Raw genomic sequence first — 15,206 nt, 5'->3', positions numbered from 1 at the left:
CCCGGGAGCCGGTCGCTGCTAGGCGGCGACCGGCTCCGCGGTCCGCAGGGCCGACCGCCCCGCCGCCCAGGCGTCCATCAGGTACCCGGCGGTGAGCCCGTCCAGGGCGAGGGAGCACTGGGCGCCGAAGAGGACGTCGGCGGCGAGCGCCGGGTCCTCGGCGACCAGCGAGCCGCACATGTCGACGGCGGCGATCTGCTCGTGCACCGCGTCGGCCTCGACGTGCTCGTCGTAGAAGACGCTGGTCCCCGCGCCGAACCCGAGCCGCCGCAGCCCGGCGGAGTAGCGCCGGCTCGGTTCGGAGGAGGTCATCTCCACGGCAGCCAGGTGGCCCAGGCAGGCGCCCCGCCAGCGGCGGTGCAGGCCGAACAGCGACATGGTGTTGACCGAGGTGAAGGCGACCGCGGGTGCGTCGTCCCACAGCGCGCCGTAGCCGTCGTCCAGCCCGAGGTCGCGCATCATCCCGGCGAACAGCCGGCTGTGCATGCGCTCGGGGGCCCCGCCGCCGTACTCGTCGGCTTGGATCTCCACCATGGCGGCCTTGCTGCGCCCGGAGATCCGGGGGATGGCCCAGGTGTGCGGGTCGCCCTCCTTGAGGTGGTAGACCGACCGCACGGTCAGGTACTCCCGCCACTGGTCGGCGGTGCCCTGCTTGGCCATGTACCGCGACAGCGACGGGCCGTCGTCGGCCTCGATGACCGCCGTCAGCTGCCGGTCGACGGTGTCCTCGGGGAGGTCGACGTCCGGGACGAGCGCCTGCAGGGCCCGCAGGTGCGCCGCCTCCAGCAGTGCCCGCACCCGGAGCAGGTCGAGGTCCCACTCCCACGCGTCGTCGACCTCGTCGAAGCCCTGGTAGTGCAGCTCGTAGCAGATGGCGAGGCTGAGCTGCAGGTCCTCGTCGGTGAGCGGCTCGGCGGTGGCCGCGACCAGGGCCTCGGCCGTGGCGACGGTGGCCGGGCCGAGTGAGTCCCCGGTGGTCAGGTCCGCGCACAGCGCGGCGCTCAGCGGGCCCCGTGGCTCAGGAAGACGCATGGTGGCGATCATGCCCCGGACGGCGCCCTCCCGAACGTGACCTGCCCCGGCTGCCCCGCGCCGGGGGTCAGGCGTGCGTCTCGAAGGCGGTCGCCATCTTCGCCTGCTCCTCCAGCACGTCGTTGATCCGCGCCTGCACCACGTCCAGCTGGCCGATGATCTCGCTGGTGGCGTGGATGCCGTCGGCGACCGCCTTGCTGCTGGCCTGGATGCCGGCGATCTGGTCGGAGACCTTCTGCGTTGCGTTGGCGGTCTCCCGGGCCAGGTCCTTGACCTCGCTGGCGACGACGGCGAAGCCCTTGCCGAGCTCACCGGCGCGGGCGGCCTCGATGGTGGCGTTCAGCGCGAGCAGGTTGGTCTGGTCCGCGATGCCGGAGATGATCCGGATGACCTCGCCGACCGCGGCCGACGCCTCGTCCAGCGAGACGACCTCGCCGGTCATCGTGGAGGCCTGGCTGACCGCGCTCTCGGCGACCCGCCCGGCGTCGCCGGCGGCCTCGCGCAGCCGGGAGACGGTGTCCAGCAGTTCGCGGGCGTTCGCCGCCGACTCCTCGGTGCGCCGCAGCACGTCCAGCCGCTGGGAGACCAGCTGCTGCACGTTGCGCAGCGCCGAGCGGCGCGACTCGGACAGCTCGATGGTCTCGGTGACGAAGAAGTCCATCGTGCCGACGACCCGCCCGCCGACCATCAGGGGGAAGCAGACCCCGGACTTGACCCCGGCACGCTGGGCCGCGGGCGCCCGCACGCAGTCGGTCATCTCCCCGATGTCGCTGACGAAGTAGAGGTCGCGGGACCGCCAGGCGCGGCCGGACAGCCCCACGCCCTCGGCGAAGCTGGCGGCCAGGGTCACCTTGCGGAACTCCTCACCGGCCGAGCCGGACTCCTGCTGGAAGCGCAGCAGGCCGGCCGCCTCGTCCAGCGCCCAGTAGGAGCCGTACGCCCACCCGAACGCCTCCCGGACGGTGTCCAGGGCGATCCGCAGTGCGGATGCCTGGTCACCGGCCGCGCCCAGCTCGGTGACGACGGTGGTCACCGCGACCCGGTCGTCGAGCGTCTCCTGCAGCTCGTTCCTGCCCAGCGCGGCCCGCCGGGCGTGCGCCAGCAGACGGCCCAGGGAGTCCCACTTGCCCTGGCGGGCGCCGGTGAAGGGCAGTTCACCGCGGCCGTAGTACTCGTTCAGCGCCACGACGGTGCCGTTCTCGACCGTCGGCAGCACGCAGCCGTGGGTGGCGCCGGCCGCACGGGCCCCGGCCCAGCGGAGGCACGTGGCCGGGTCGCTGGTCTCGTCGACCAGCACCGCGGTCCTGGTGCGGATCGCCTGGCCGGCGTAGCCGTCCCCGGTGGTGACCCGGTCCACGCCGCCGGCCGGGGTGACGGCGAGAGGACCGGCCATCTCGCCGTGCTCCCCGACCAGCTGGAAGGCGCCGTCCGGGCTGGGGAGCCAGGTGGCGCCGTAGCAGAGCCCGAGTTCGTCGACGAGGGTGGCGGTGATCTTGTCGTGGGCGTCGACGGAGTCGCGGACGCCCCCGTCCAGCACGGCGATGACCCGCTCCACCGCCTCGACGTCCCGGGGCATCTCCGCCGGCGAGAGGGCGGTCCGCTCCGGGGTGCTGGTGCGTCGCCTCATGTGTCGTCCCCCATGTCTCGTGCCCTCCCGGCCGCCGCGCTCGGTCGGCCTCCTGGGCCGGGTGCCGTGCGATCACCCAGCCCGGGTCCACCGCTCTCATCGGCTGTGGGCGGCCGGTGTTGAGCCGACGACCGACCGGATCGGGTGCCATCTGATGACGGGCCGCCGGAGCAGGGGGCGGGGACGAGCTCAGAACCCGGCGGCCTTGTCCACGACGTTGATCAGCGGCTCGCCGGCTGCGAAGCGGCGGCAGTTCTCCGCGAGCACGGCGTACCGCCGCTCCTCCAGGTCCGGGCCGCGGTCGGCCACGTGCGGGGTGACCAGGACCCGGGGGGCGCCCCAGAGGGCTGAGTCGGCCGGCAGCGGCTCGGGGTCCGTCACGTCCACCCCGGCCGCGCCGAGCAGCCCGTCGGTGAGGGCCCGGGCCAGGTCGGCGGTCACGGTGGTGGCGCCGCGGCCGACCGTCACGTACAGGGCGCCACGCCGCATCCGGCGGAACCGGGCCAGGTCGAAGGTCCCGGTCGTCGCGGGGGTCTCGGGCAGGACGTTCACCACGACATCGGCGCGGGGGAGCAGCGCGTCGAGCGCGTCCGGACCGTGCACCTCGGCCACGCCCGGCGGCGGGTCCGCGGGGCGCGCGTCGGTGGCCAGCACGGTCATCCCCAGCGCGGCGGCCAGCCGGCCGACCTCGGCACCGATGCTGCCCAGGCCGGCGATCAGCAGGGTCGCCCCGCCCAGGTGGAGCACTGCCTCGTCGTCCGGTCGCCACGAGCGCTCGTCCTGCCGGGCCCGGTAGACGTCCAGCCGGCGGGCCAGCGCCAGCACCAGCGCGATCGCGTGCACCCCGACCGAGTCGCCGTAGATGCCGCGGACGTTGGTGACGACGACGTCGGACCCGACCAGCTCGGGGAAGAAGAACCCCGCCGGCGGGTTGGCCTGCGGGGAGTGCAGCCACCGCAACCGGTCGGCGGCCGCCAGCAGGCGGGGCGTGAGCCGGCCGAACGCCGCGTCCGCCTCGGCCAGCGCCTCGGCCAGCTCGTCCTCGCCGGCCTCCGTGGGGGCCAGCACGACGTCCAGCTGTGGCACCTGCTCGGCCAGCCGGTCGCGCCACCCCGCCAGGGACTTGTCCGGCTGCGGCAGGAGCACCAGTCGTGGCGTCATCGGGTCCCCCTCGTCGTCGGCTGCGGACCCGTGCCCGCGGCTCGATCCTCACCCACCCACCGCCGCCCGGCGCGCCGAGCGGGGGGCGGACGCACCGCGGCCCCCGACCTCGGTGAGGTCGGGGGCCGCAGTGCGTGCGCTGGATCAGATGTCGTAGTACATCGCGAACTCGTGCGGGTGCGGGCGGAGGCGGATCGGGTCGATCTCGTTCTCCCGCTTGTACTCGATCCAGGTCTCGATCAGGTCGGAGGTGAACACGCCACCGTCGAGCAGGTAGTCGTGGTCGACCTCGAGCCGGTCGAGGACGGCGTCCAGCGAGGCGGGCACCTTGTCGATGCCCAGGGCCTCCTCGGGCGGCAGCTCGTAGAGGTCCTTGTCGACCGGCGCCGGCGGCTCGATCTTGTTCTTGATGCCGTCGAGGCCGGCCATCAGCATCGCGGAGAACGCGAGGTACGGGTTGGCCGACGGGTCGGGCACGCGGAACTCGATGCGCTTGGCCTTCGGGCTGTCGCCGGAGATCGGGATGCGGCAGCAGGCCGAGCGGTTGCGCGCGGAGTAGACCAGGTTGATCGGCGCCTCGTAGCCGGGCACCAGGCGGTGGTAGCTGTTCACCGTCGGGTTGGTGAAGGCCAGCAGCGACGGGGCGTGCGCCAGCAGGCCACCGATGTAGTGCCGGGCGGTGTCGGACAGCCCCGCGTAGCCGGTCTCGGCGTGGAAGAGCGGCTCGCCGTCCTTCCAGAGGCTCTGGTGACAGTGCATGCCCGAGCCGTTGTCGCCGTACAGCGGCTTGGGCATGAAGGTCGCGCTCTTGCCGTGCGCCCAGGCGGTGTTCTTGATGACGTACTTGAACAGCATGAGGCTGTCCGCCGAGCGCAGCAGGGTGTCGAACTTGTAGTTGATCTCGGCCTGACCACCGGTGCCGACCTCGTGGTGGCCGCGCTCGAGCTCCAGCCCGGCGTTGGCCAGGTTCACCATCATGGTGGCGCGCAGGTCGCTCTGGTGGTCGTAGGGCTCGACCGGGAAGTAGCCGCCCTTGGGACGGGTCTTGTAGCCCAGGTTCGGGCCGCCGTTCTCGCCGGTCAGCGCCCCGGTGTTCCAGGAGCCCTCGACCGCGTCGATGTGGTAGTAGCCCTCGTTGATCGAGGTGCTGTGCCGCACCGAGTCGAACACGTAGAACTCGGCCTCGGGGCCGAAGTACGCGGTGTCGGCGATGCCGGAGCTGGCCAGGTAGGCCTCGGCCTTCTTCGCGACGTTGCGCGGGTCGCGGCTGTAGGCCTCGCGCGTGATCGGGTCGTGGATGAAGAAGTTGATGTTCAGCGTCTTGTGGATGCGGAACGGGTCGACGTAGGCGCTGCTCGCGTCCGGCAGCAGGAGCATGTCGGACTCGTTGATCGCCTGGAAGCCGCGGATCGACGAGCCGTCGAAGCCCAGGCCGTCGGCGAAGGTGTCCGGCCCGAACGTCTCCGCAGGGATGGTGAAGTGCTGCATGACGCCGGGGAGGTCGCAGAACCGGACGTCGACGAACTTCACGTCGTTGTCGCGGATGTAGGCGGTGACCTCTTCGGGACTGTTGAACATCGATCCTCCGGGAGTGGACGGCCAGCTCACCGGCAAGTTACGAGTGGGGAGTTGCTCCCCGGTGTCCCTCGTGTTTCCTGCCGGTAACACCGCTCCCGGCGTGTCGCCGGGAGACGGTCGCCACGGTCGGTCACCCCGCCGTGCGGTCCCGCCCGGGACGGCGGCGGGCAGGTCCTACGCTGGCGGGATGGCCGCGGACGACGCCCCACCCTCTCAGCAACGCACCCGCGGCGCCGCACTGGGGCTGCCCGCGGACGGCCCGGGGTCGCTCGCCTCGTTCGGCCAGCGCGCTCTCGCCTTCGTCATCGACGCCTTCGCCGCCGCGCTGATCGCCGGGTTGGTGACCGCCCCGGAGCTGCCGCGCAACTGGAGCCTGCTGTCGTTCGGGCTGGTCACCGTGGTGTCCCTGGTGCTCGCCGGGCAGACGCCGGGCATGCGGCTGGTGGGGCTGCGCCTGGCCCACCCGCACCCCCGTCAGGGACTGGCGCCCTGGCGGGCCGTCGTCCGCACGGCCCTGCTCGTGCTGCTGGTGCCGGCCCTGGTGGTCGACGCCGACGGCCGCGGGATGCACGACCGGCTCACCGACACCGCGGTGGTCCGCGACCGGGCGTGAGCGAGGACGACGAACGCCCCCGGCCGAGCGGCCGGGGGCGTTCGTCGTCAGAGGTGCCGGACTACCGGCGGCGGACCTGTCGCTGGCTGATCGACATCTGCCGGCCGCCGGGCAGCGGGCCGCCGGGGACCGGCATCCGCTGGCCGCCCAGCGCGCTCATCCGCTTGGCCAGGGCGTTGACCTCGGCGCCGGAGAGGTTGCGGGGGAGCTTCATGACGTGCGCGCTGAGCTTCTTCAGCGGCACCTCGCCCTCGCCGTCGCCGACCACGACGTCGTAGATCGGGGCGTCGCCGACGACCTTGGCCATCCGGCGCTTCTCCTGGGCGATCAGGGAGCGCACCCGCTGCGGGGTGCCCTCGCCGACCAGGATGATCCCGGGCCGGCCCAGCACCCGGTGCAGGGCGTCGAACTCCCGGGTGCCGGCGACGCCGGAGGAGACCCGCCAGTCACCGCGCATCCCCTCCAGCACCCAGGAGGCCGCGCCGGGCTGGCCCTCCACCTGCCGGTAGGCCGAGCCCTGGGCTCGCCGGCCGAACACGATCAGCGCGGCCAGCAGACCGAGCAGGATCGCGATGGGCAGGAACAGGAACGGCGAGCTGAAGACCAGCAGACCGAACAGCTCCACCACCGCCGCCACCGCCACGAAGGCGATGAGCATGATCCAGGGGAGCTTCGGGTCGTTCCGGTAGGTCAGCGTGTACGCCTGGCGGATCATCCCCGCCTGGTTCTTGAGCTTGGTCAGCCGCTTGACCTTGGGCTTGCCGTCCTTGCCCGGCTTGCCGCTCTTGCCGCTGCTCGCGGCGGTGGCGCCGGTGCTGCCGCGTCCGGGCGCGCCGCCGGCCGGGCCCCGGCCGGCCTTGCCGGCGGGGGCGGAGGTGTCGGTAGACCTGCTGCGTGCCATGCGTCGAGGATAGGGCCCCCGGCGACGGACGCCGTCGCACCTGCCCGGACGCCGTGGCGTCCGGGCAGGCGCGCTCAGCTGCGGATCGCGAGTCCCCGAGCCTCGGCGGCCTGCTGGTAGAGCCGGCCGGCCCGGTAGGAGCTGCGCACCAGCGGCCCGGCCAGCACACCGGGGAAGCCCATCTCCTCGGCCTGGGCGGCGAACTCGACGAACTCGTCGGGCTTCACCCAGCGGACCACCGGGTGGTGCCGGACGCTCGGGCGCAGGTACTGGGTGATGGTCAGCAGGTCGCAGCCGGCGTCGCGGAGCGCCTGCATGGTCTCCACGACCTCGTGCGGCTCCTCGCCCATGCCCAGGATCAGGTTGGACTTGGTGACCAGCCCGGCCTCGCGGGCGGCGGTGATCACGGCCAGCGACCGCTCGAAGCGGAAGCCGGGGCGGATGCGCTTGAAGATGCGCGGCACGGTCTCGACGTTGTGCGCGAGCACCTCGGGCCGGGAGGAGAACACCTCGGCGAGCTGGTCGGGTTCGGCGTTGAAGTCGGGGATGAGCAGCTCGACCCCGCACCCGGGGATCTGCTCGTGGATCTGCCGGACCGTCTCGGCGTACAGCCAGGCGCCACCGTCGGGCAGGTCGTCGCGGGCGACGCCGGTGATCGTGGCGTAGCGCAGCCCCATGGTGGCGACGCTCTCGGCGACCCGGCGGGGCTCGTCCCGGTCGAAGTCGGCGGGCTTGCCGGTGTCGATCTGGCAGAAGTCGCAGCGACGGGTGCACTGGTCGCCGCCGATGAGGAAGGTGGCCTCCCGGTCCTCCCAGCACTCGTAGATGTTGGGGCAGCCGGCCTCCTCGCACACCGTGTGCAGCCCCTCGCGGCGGACCAGCGACTTCAGCTCGGTGTACTCCGGGCCGGTCTTCAGCCTGGTCTTGATCCACTCGGGCTTGCGCTCGATGGGGGTCTGGCTGTTGCGGACCTCCAGGCGCAGCAGCTTGCGGCCGGCCGGCTCGATCCGGGACCCGGTGCCCGGGGTGTTCGGAGTCTCCTCGTGCGTGGTCGCCTCGTCAGTGCCCAGGCTCATGACGAGCACGGTACTCCCGGTCCGGCACGGTCCCGGAGACGCCGGAGGGGCCCGGCGCACGCGCGCCGGGCCCCTCCGGGGTGTGGTGGTCAGCCGCGGACGTTGCCGGGCGTGCCCTCCGGGCCGCCGGTGTCCTCCGCCTCGGCCGACCCGGCGGTGGCCACCGGGGTCTCCGAGTCGTTGCGGGTGCTGCTCGCCGGCTCGGGGGCGGACTGGTTGCTCGGCTCGCCCGGGCCGGAGGCCGGCTGGGCCTCCAGGGCGCCGACGTTCGCGTCGGTGGGGGCGGAGTCCGACGGCGCGGTCTCGGCGGTCGACACGGCCTTGCCGCTCTGCGCCGCCGGCGTCTCGGTGCCGCCGGCCGGGGTGCTGGGGGAACTGGACACGGGGTCCTCTCGGTAGCTGGGCACGGGCCCGTCGCCGGTGGGCGCCGGGTTCCACGGGTCCTCGCTCTTCTTCCCCCGCAGGAACACCACCACACCCGCGACGACCGCCAGGACCGCCAGCACCCAGGGCCAGCGCCGCGGCGGCTGCTCCTCGATGCCGACGCCCCGCTTGACCGAGGTGACGGTGGCGGCACCCCGCTTGGCGGCGTCCTTGCGGGCCCGGGCGGCGGCCTTCTCGAGCTCCGCGCGCCGCTTGGCCGCCGTCCGGGACAGCTCGTCGGCCCGCTTGCCCAGCTCATCGGCCCGCTTGCGGGCGGCGCGACGACCGGTCTCCGCGGCGGCCAGGGCCGCAGCGAGCCGCGCGGCGGCCACCTCGCGGGCGGCCTCGGCAGCGGCCACCGCGTCGCGGCGCGCCTTCTCTGTCTGCGCGCCGGCGGCGGTGCCCAGGGTGGCCGCGGTGGCGGCGAGCTCCGCGCTGCGGGCCTCCAGCTGCGCCCGGGCCGACTCGACGCCGGAGAGCAGGCCCGTCCGGGCGGCCCCCAGCGCCGGGCCGGCCGCCTCGCGGGCCGCCGTCACCCGCGGGACCGCGTAGGCGGTGGCCGCGGTGGACGCCGCGGTCAGCCGCGGGCCGGCGGCCTCCCGGGCGGCGTCGAGATTCGTGCGGGCGGTCCTGGCGGCGTTCTCCCACGCGGGACCGGCCGCCTCGCGGGCGGCCTCGATCCGCGGCACGGCGGCGGCCACCGCCGTCTCCAGGTTCGCCCGCGCCGCCCGGGTCGCGGCGTCCAGGCGGGGGACGACGTCCTTCTCGTAGGCCTTCTGAGCCGCGGCCACCTGCGGGGCCAGCGCCTCGCGAGCGGCGTCCAGCCGGGGCACGAGCACCTCACGGGCGGCCTCCAGCTGGGGGAAGAGCGCGGCCACCGCGGCCTCCACCCGGGGGGCGACGTCGGTCGCGTAGGCCGCGGCGGCCGCCTTGGTGGCCGTCGAGACCTGGGGTCGCAGTTGCTCCGTCGTCGCCCTGCGGGCCTCGGTCACCGCAGCACCGATGTGCGCGAGCCCTTCCTGCAACTCGGCCCCGATGACCTCTGACGGGCTCTTCCTGCGGAACACAGCAGCACCTCCGGTAGATCGCGTGACGATCATCCTGCCCGGGATCGACGACGGGCACACCCCGAGCCGGCGCCGGAGGGCCCGCCGACCGGTGGCCCGTCGGCAGCCGCCGACGGCGCTGGCTAGGTTCGGCGCGTGCAGCTACGGATCTTCACCGAACCCCAGATGGGCGCCACCTACGACGACCTGCTCGCGGTGGCCCGGCGCACCGAGGAGACCGGCTTCGACGCGTTCTTCCGCTCCGACCACTACCTGACCATGGGCGGCGACGGGCTGCCCGGGCCGACCGACGCCTGGGTGACGCTGGCCGGGCTGGCCCGGGAGACCAGCCGGATCCGGCTGGGCACGCTGATGACCGCCGCGACCTTCCGGCTGCCCGGCCCGCTGGCGATCTCGGTCGCGCAGGTCGACCAGATGAGCGGTGGCCGGGTGGAGCTGGGCATCGGCTCGGGCTGGTTCGCCGAGGAGCACAGGGCCTACGGCATCCCCTTCCCCGAGCTGGGGGAGCGGTTCGACCGGTACGAGGAGCAGCTCGCCGTGATCAGCGGGCTGTGGAGCACCCCGGCGGGGGAGACCTTCGACTTCGCCGGCGAGCACTACCAGCTCACCGGCTCCCCGGCGCTGCCCAAGCCGGTGCAGCCCGGCGGCGTCCCGATCCTGGTCGGCGGCAACGGCAGGAAGCGCACGCCGCGGCTGGCCGCCCGGTACGCCGCCGAGTTCAACGTGCCGTTCGGCTCGGCCGAGGACAACGCCCGGCTCTTCGCCGGGGTGCGGGACGCCTGCACGGAGGCCGGCCGGGACCCCGGCGAGCTGGTCTACAGCTCCGCGCTGGTGCTGTGCGTCGGCCGGGACGAGGCCGAGCTGGCCCGCCGGGCCGCCGCCATCGGCCGGGACGTCGACGAGCTGCGGGCGCACGGCGTCGCCGGCACCCCGGCGGAGGCCGTGGACACCCTCGGCCGCTACGCCGAGGCCGGCGCCACGCGGGTGTACCTGCAGGTCCTCGACCTCGCCGACCTGGACCACCTGGACCTGGTCGCCGCGGAGGTGGCCCCGCAGCTGGGGTGAGCGGCGCGGCGCCCCGCCCGCCGGTGACGGGCGGGGCGCCGTTGCCTCAGCGGAGCTCGGAGGCCAGCGGCTCGAGTGCCGCGCGCGAGCCCAGCCAGGTGTTGGCTCGCTGCAGGTCGTCGTCGAAGTCGACCTCGACGGCGGAGAACCGCGAGATGTCGACGGGGCGGAAGCGCACCCCGGCCCGCTGGATCGCCAGCTCCATGCCCCGCTCGAAGTAGTCACCGGCCTCGCAGGCCGCCAGGTGCTCGACCAGCGCGGCCTTGTCGGCCCCGGAGACGTAGTTGATGCCCACCGCCTCGCCGAGCCCCCCGACGACGGTCTTGGACAGCTCGGCGATGCAGCCGTCGTCGTCCAGGGTGTACTTGACCTCCTCGTCGGCGACCGTCGAGGTGTCCACGCAGACGAAGCTCTCGTCGGCCTCGATGAAGGGGGCGGCGTGGTCGAGCACGGCCGGGTCGAACACCACGTCGCCGTTCATCCAGAGCACCCCGCCGTCGTGGGAGGACCGCAGCGCCTTGAGCAGGCTCTGCGAGGTGTTGGTGACGGCGAAGTCGGGGTTGAACGCGAAGAGCAGGTCCGGCTGCGCGCGCATGACGGCCTTCGCGCGGTAGCCCACCACCGCGGTCACCGGGGTCGCGGCACCGAAGACCGCCCGGACGCCGTCCAGCTGCTGCTGCATGATGCTCCGGCCGTCCATCAGCGGGGTGAGCGGCTTGGGCAGCTTGCGGCCCAGCCGGGTGCCCATGCCCGCGGCCAGGATGACCACCTGCGGGGCGGCGGCGCGGGTCTCGGACGAGCCGGCGGCGACCGCCGGACGCGACCGCCGGTCGCGGCCCCCGGTCAGGATCGGGTCAGCAGTGCGCATGCTCATCTCCTCGTTACGTCGTTCGGGGTGGCGCCGGACGGGCCGGGGTGGTCCGTCCGGGGGAAGAACAGCTCCAGGACCCGGTCGGTCGCGTGGCCGTCCTCGAGGGAGCAGAAGGTCTCCCGGAACCGGGTGTACCGGGCGGTGGGTTCCCACGGCCGCCGGGCGAGCTCGGCGATCGTGGCGAGCACCTCGTCGCTGGTGGACAGCAGCGGGCCCGGTGCGGCCTCGGCCAGGTCGAAGTAGAAGCCGCGCAGGGTGTCCTGGAAGTAGTCCAGGTCGTAGGTGAAGTTGATGATCGGCTTCCCGGTGACGGCGAAGTCGAACATCGTCGAGGAGTAGTCGGTGACCAGGACGTCGGCGGCCAGGTAGAGGTACCGGATGTCCGGGTAGCGCGAGACGTCGCGGACCGGTGCGCCCGCGGGCACCTCCAGCCGGTCGGAGACCATCTGGTGCAGGCGCAGCAGCAGCACGTGGTCGGCGCCGAGACCGTGGGCGAAGTCGCCGAGGTCGAGCGGGAAGGTGTGCTGCGGTCCGCCGTCCCCGCCGAACACCTGGTCGTCGCGCCAGGTCGGGGTGTAGAGGACGGCGGTGACACCCTCGGCGATGCCCAGGGAGTCGCGGACCTCGGCCCGGATGCGCTCGCGGTCGGGGGAGTTCAGCAGGTCGTTGCGCGGGTAGCCGGTCTCGAGCACCGGCCCGGTGAACCCGAAGGCCTTGCGGAACCGTGGCGTGCTGACCGCGTTGGGGGACAGCAGCGCGTCCCACCGGGCGATCTCGGTGTCCAGGTAGGCCAGCCGGCCCTCCGGGGCCCACAGCACGTCGTTGTGGATCCGCTTGAGCGGGGTGCCGTGCCAGGTCTGCAGGTAGGTCGTGCCCGGCCGCTTGTCCCAGTCGAAGCCGATGTGGTCGTTGGACACCACGACGTCGGCGGCCTCCAGCGCTGCCCGGGCCGCGGCGCTGCCGAACTCGACGGTGGTCACGTCGGCCGGGAAGTCGCCCACCCGGTCCGGGGCGGCCAGCCAGACGACCTCGTGGTCGTCGCCCCGCTCGCGGAGTGCCTCGAAGATGGTCCGCGGGCTGTCGGAGAACACCCCGCGGAAGCTGTTGAACACGACCTTCACCGGGCGACCCCCGCCACGGTCGCCGGGCGCCCGGCGGGCGTCGGCTGCAGCAGGTCGGTCAGCTCCGCCCAGGAGGAGACCAGCGCGACGACGCCGGCGTCGCGCAGCTGGGCCGCGCGCTCGGCGCGCTCGTCGGGGGCCACGAACCGCAGGTTGCCCACGGTGGGGCAGCCGGCGCGGACGGCGGAGAGCGCACCGGCCACCGAGTCCTCGACCGCCAGGCCCTGCGCCGGGGAGATGCCCAGCTGCTCGCAGGCGTGCAGGTACACCGCGGGATCGGGCTTGCTGGTCGGCGTGGGCAGTGAGTCCTCGGCGCTGAACCGCAGCGGCGGGGGGATGAGCTCGTCCAGCCCGGCGGCGGTGAAGCAGGCGGCCAGCCGGGTGAGTGCGCTGGAGCTGACCGCGGCGAGCGTGAGCCGTTCGCCGATCGCGGTGAGCCCGGCGGTGACGTCGGCGTCGGGACGGAGCTCGCGGCCGAGGTGCTCGGTCACCACGCGCCGCTCCTCGGCGACCCACTCGTCGAGGTCTCTCACCTCGACGCCGCGCGCCGCGGCGAGGTCGGCGGCGGTCGACCGGAAGTTCCGGCCGGTCGCGGCCCGGCGGAGCTCCTCTGCGGTGAAGCGGTCCGGGATCCCGTGGGCGGCCAGGAACCGGTTGGTGACGTCGGCCGACGCCGCGAAGGCCGGCTCCTCGGAGGGGAAGAGGTTCCCGTCCGCGTCGCACAGCAGCGCGGTGAGGCGCTGGACCTGCGTGGTCGTGATCCCTGGCATCTGGGGCGGTCTCCTGGGGGTCCGGGCCCGGGGGGGCGTGGTCATGCGGGCAGCAGGTCGTCGTGGACGGCCGCCACCCGGTTCGCGGTGGTGGGGTCCGCGACCCCGGTGTCGGTGCCCGCGCGGGCCAGTGCCCGGGCCACCGTGACCCGGACGCCGTCCGCCTCGAGGTCCTGCAGCGCGCGGGTGAGCGCCGCGACGAACACCGGGTCGGTGGCCAGGTCGCCGAAGACCGGGTGCAGGCCCAGCAGCGGGCGGGGGTCGGTGCCGCCGGCGCGGGCCAGCCGGCGCAGCTCGTCGGCGAGCTCGTCCTCGACGGCCAGCTCGCCGCCCTGCAGGTCGGTGCCGCGCACGTACCGGCACCACCCGGCGACCGCGACGGTCAGCAGCTCGGTCGGCCGGCCCTGGGCCAGCCCGGTCCGCACGGAGGGCAGCACGTGCAGCGCGACCTTCGAGGAGCCGCGTCGGCACAGCCGCTCCAGGCGGTCGCCGATGGCCGGGTCGGCGAAGCGGCGCAGCAGGCGCGTCTGGTAGTCGGCCAGGTCGACCCCGGCCGGGGCGGTGAGCAGCGGACCGATCTCCGCGGCCATCAGCTGGGTCGCGTAGCGGCGGAGCACCGGGTCGGCCATCACCTCGTGGACGTACCGGTGGCCGGCCAGGACGCCGAGGTGGCCGAGCGCGGAGTGGCTCGCGTTCAGCAGGCGCGTCTTGATCAGTTCGTGGCCGGCGACGTCGTCGGCGAACTGCACCCCGACCTGCTCGAGCGGGGGCCGGCCGTTGCAGAAGGAGTCCTCCAGGACCCACTGGGAGAACGGCTCGGTGATGACCGGCCAGCGGTCGTCGACACCGGTCCGGGAGGCGAGGGCGATGCGGTCCTGCAGGCTCGTCCGGGGCGTGATCCGGTCGACCATGCTGCCCGGGAAGCTCACGTGCCGGTCGATCCACCGGGCGAGCGACTCGTCGCGCAGCTGCGCGTACCCCACCACGGCGGCGCGCGCGATCTCGCCGTTGCGCTGGAGGTTGTCGCAGGAGAGCACGGTGAACGGGGGGCGCCCGGCCCGGCGCCGGCGGTCCAGCGCCTCGACGATGTAGCCGAACAGCGAGGCGGGCCGGTGCGGGTCGGCGAGGTCGGCCCGCACCGCCTCGTCGGGGACGAACTCGCCGGTGGCGGGGTCGACGCGGTAGGCGGTGCCGGTGACGGTCATGGTCACCAGCCGGGTGCGCTCGTCGGTGAGCACCGCCAGCACGGTCTCCGGGGAGTCCGGCGCGAAGTGGTAGTCGACCAGGGAGCCGACGACCCGGGCACGTTCCCCCTCGCAGCTGCGCTCCACCACCGTGTAGAGGTGGTCCTGCGGCCGGAGGGCGTCGCGCATCGCGGGCGAGTGCAGGCCGACGCCGACCACGCCCCAGTCGGTGTCGCCCTGCTCGGCGAGGTCGTCGAAGTAGACCAGCTGGTGGGCGCGGTGGAAGCCACCGACGCTGAAGTGGACGACGGCGGGGGTGAGCGCCGTGCGGTCGTAGGTGGGCACCCGGACGCGTCCGGCGAGGAGCGGCAGGGCCTGTTCGGTCAGGGGGAGGGCACCGGGGACGTCCACGTCACCCGTGGGTGCCGGGCCGGGCTGGGCGAGCTGTTCCATGCACGGTCCTCCTCTTCTCACGGGCACCGGGGGTGCGCGGTCACGACTGCTGCGGTGCGACGGTCCTCCTGCGCCGCCGGTGGCGGGCTGCTGCTCCGGCGCCTCCGGGCCCTGGAGCGGATCGGCTTCCACCGGAGGCGCTCCGGCCGGGACGGGAACGGCCCGTCGGCCCGGTGCGTCTCCGGGAGCGCGCCGCTCCACGACCGTGCGCAGGCGGCGCTGCTGCTGAACGCCGGAGCGCTGCCATGCCCGGTCGGTGCACAT

General features: G+C 74.0%; 13 protein-coding genes. 2 read left to right on the top strand and 11 right to left on the bottom strand.

Going from position 1 to position 15,206, the window contains the following annotated elements; genetic code table 11:
• Window positions 1–18: 18 nt before the first annotated feature.
• The 4 genes from ACI795_RS06140 to glnA all read right to left on the bottom strand — a co-directional run bounded on the left by ACI795_RS06140 (window position 19) and on the right by glnA (window position 5,398).
• Entirely contained in the window at window positions 19–1,032 is a 1,014-nt protein-coding gene (locus ACI795_RS06140) for an iron-containing redox enzyme family protein (RefSeq protein WP_457074405.1), read from the bottom strand.
• Between the two features lie 67 nt (window positions 1,033–1,099).
• Window positions 1,100–2,659 carry a methyl-accepting chemotaxis protein gene (locus tag ACI795_RS06135; protein ID WP_457074404.1) on the bottom strand — a complete coding sequence of 520 codons (1,560 nt, stop codon included), beginning with the start codon at window positions 2,657–2,659 and terminating at the stop codon, window positions 1,100–1,102.
• 189 nt (window positions 2,660–2,848) lie between these two features.
• Complete coding sequence (locus ACI795_RS06130; RefSeq protein WP_457074402.1) at window positions 2,849–3,820, bottom strand: D-2-hydroxyacid dehydrogenase; 972 nt, start codon at window positions 3,818–3,820, stop codon at window positions 2,849–2,851.
• Window positions 3,821–3,964: 144 nt separating this feature from the next.
• The gene (glnA, locus tag ACI795_RS06125; RefSeq protein WP_457074401.1) at window positions 3,965–5,398 is read right to left on the bottom strand and encodes a type I glutamate--ammonia ligase; all 1,434 of its coding nucleotides are present in this window, start codon (window positions 5,396–5,398) and stop codon (window positions 3,965–3,967) included.
• Window positions 5,399–5,585: 187 nt separating this feature from the next.
• Here glnA and ACI795_RS06120 point away from each other — a divergent pair, with 187 nt between their 5' ends.
• Window positions 5,586–6,011 carry an RDD family protein gene (locus ACI795_RS06120; protein WP_457074399.1) on the top strand — a complete coding sequence of 142 codons (426 nt, stop codon included), beginning with the start codon at window positions 5,586–5,588 and terminating at the stop codon, window positions 6,009–6,011.
• A 61-nt stretch (window positions 6,012–6,072) separates the two neighbouring features.
• Here ACI795_RS06120 and ACI795_RS06115 read toward each other — a convergent pair whose 3' ends face one another.
• The 3 genes from ACI795_RS06115 to ACI795_RS06105 all read right to left on the bottom strand — a co-directional run bounded on the left by ACI795_RS06115 (window position 6,073) and on the right by ACI795_RS06105 (window position 9,478).
• Window positions 6,073–6,912 carry a DUF4191 domain-containing protein gene (locus tag ACI795_RS06115; protein ID WP_457074398.1) on the bottom strand — a complete coding sequence of 280 codons (840 nt, stop codon included), beginning with the start codon at window positions 6,910–6,912 and terminating at the stop codon, window positions 6,073–6,075.
• A 74-nt stretch (window positions 6,913–6,986) separates the two neighbouring features.
• The gene (gene lipA / locus ACI795_RS06110; protein ID WP_457074397.1) at window positions 6,987–7,988 is read right to left on the bottom strand and encodes a lipoyl synthase; all 1,002 of its coding nucleotides are present in this window, start codon (window positions 7,986–7,988) and stop codon (window positions 6,987–6,989) included.
• 89 nt (window positions 7,989–8,077) lie between these two features.
• On the bottom strand, window positions 8,078–9,478 hold the full coding sequence (locus ACI795_RS06105) for a hypothetical protein (RefSeq protein WP_457074396.1): 1,401 nt from the start codon (window positions 9,476–9,478) through the stop codon (window positions 8,078–8,080).
• Window positions 9,479–9,613: 135 nt separating this feature from the next.
• Here ACI795_RS06105 and ACI795_RS06100 point away from each other — a divergent pair, with 135 nt between their 5' ends.
• Complete coding sequence (locus ACI795_RS06100; protein ID WP_457074393.1) at window positions 9,614–10,543, top strand: LLM class F420-dependent oxidoreductase; 930 nt, start codon at window positions 9,614–9,616, stop codon at window positions 10,541–10,543.
• Between the two features lie 46 nt (window positions 10,544–10,589).
• Here ACI795_RS06100 and ACI795_RS06095 read toward each other — a convergent pair whose 3' ends face one another.
• Genes ACI795_RS06095 through ACI795_RS06080 form a run of 4 tightly spaced genes read right to left on the bottom strand, consistent with a single transcriptional unit; the run spans window position 10,590 to window position 14,942 of the window.
• Entirely contained in the window at window positions 10,590–11,411 is an 822-nt protein-coding gene (locus tag ACI795_RS06095; protein ID WP_457074392.1) for a phosphocholine cytidylyltransferase family protein, read from the bottom strand.
• A gap of 2 nt (window positions 11,412–11,413) precedes the next feature.
• Window positions 11,414–12,535: a CDP-glycerol glycerophosphotransferase family protein gene (locus ACI795_RS06090; RefSeq protein ID WP_457074391.1), complete on the bottom strand. Its 1,122-nt coding sequence runs from the start codon at window positions 12,533–12,535 to the stop codon at window positions 11,414–11,416.
• Window positions 12,532–13,305, bottom strand: coding sequence for an HAD family hydrolase (locus ACI795_RS06085; protein WP_457074389.1), 774 nt, complete (start codon window positions 13,303–13,305; stop codon window positions 12,532–12,534). The genes ACI795_RS06090 and ACI795_RS06085 overlap by 4 nt, the downstream gene beginning before the upstream one ends.
• Window positions 13,306–13,346: 41 nt before the next feature.
• The gene (locus ACI795_RS06080) at window positions 13,347–14,942 is read right to left on the bottom strand and encodes a mannitol dehydrogenase family protein (protein ID WP_457074386.1); all 1,596 of its coding nucleotides are present in this window, start codon (window positions 14,940–14,942) and stop codon (window positions 13,347–13,349) included.
• Window positions 14,943–15,206: the final 264 nt, after the last annotated feature.

This window comes from Modestobacter sp. SYSU DS0290, assembly GCF_054050955.1.
This window is presented reverse-complemented; position numbering and strand designations above follow the sequence as displayed.

What these genes read in the sequence shown, in the direction of transcription:
- ACI795_RS06135 (WP_457074404.1), bottom strand. Translation starts at nt 2,659, where the DNA reads ATGAGGCGACGCACCAGCACCCCGGAGCGGACCGCCCTCTCGCCGGCG.
- ACI795_RS06140 (WP_457074405.1), bottom strand. Translation starts at nt 1,032, where the DNA reads ATGCGTCTTCCTGAGCCACGGGGCCCGCTGAGCGCCGCGCTGTGCGCG.
- ACI795_RS06120 (WP_457074399.1), top strand. Translation starts at nt 5,586, where the DNA reads ATGGCCGCGGACGACGCCCCACCCTCTCAGCAACGCACCCGCGGCGCC.
- ACI795_RS06130 (WP_457074402.1), bottom strand. Translation starts at nt 3,820, where the DNA reads ATGACGCCACGACTGGTGCTCCTGCCGCAGCCGGACAAGTCCCTGGCG.
- glnA (WP_457074401.1), bottom strand. Translation starts at nt 5,398, where the DNA reads ATGTTCAACAGTCCCGAAGAGGTCACCGCCTACATCCGCGACAACGAC.
- lipA (WP_457074397.1), bottom strand. Translation starts at nt 7,988, where the DNA reads ATGAGCCTGGGCACTGACGAGGCGACCACGCACGAGGAGACTCCGAAC.
- ACI795_RS06085 (WP_457074389.1), bottom strand. Translation starts at nt 13,305, where the DNA reads ATGCCAGGGATCACGACCACGCAGGTCCAGCGCCTCACCGCGCTGCTG.
- ACI795_RS06115 (WP_457074398.1), bottom strand. Translation starts at nt 6,912, where the DNA reads ATGGCACGCAGCAGGTCTACCGACACCTCCGCCCCCGCCGGCAAGGCC.
- ACI795_RS06095 (WP_457074392.1), bottom strand. Translation starts at nt 11,411, where the DNA reads ATGCGCACTGCTGACCCGATCCTGACCGGGGGCCGCGACCGGCGGTCG.
- ACI795_RS06080 (WP_457074386.1), bottom strand. Translation starts at nt 14,942, where the DNA reads ATGGAACAGCTCGCCCAGCCCGGCCCGGCACCCACGGGTGACGTGGAC.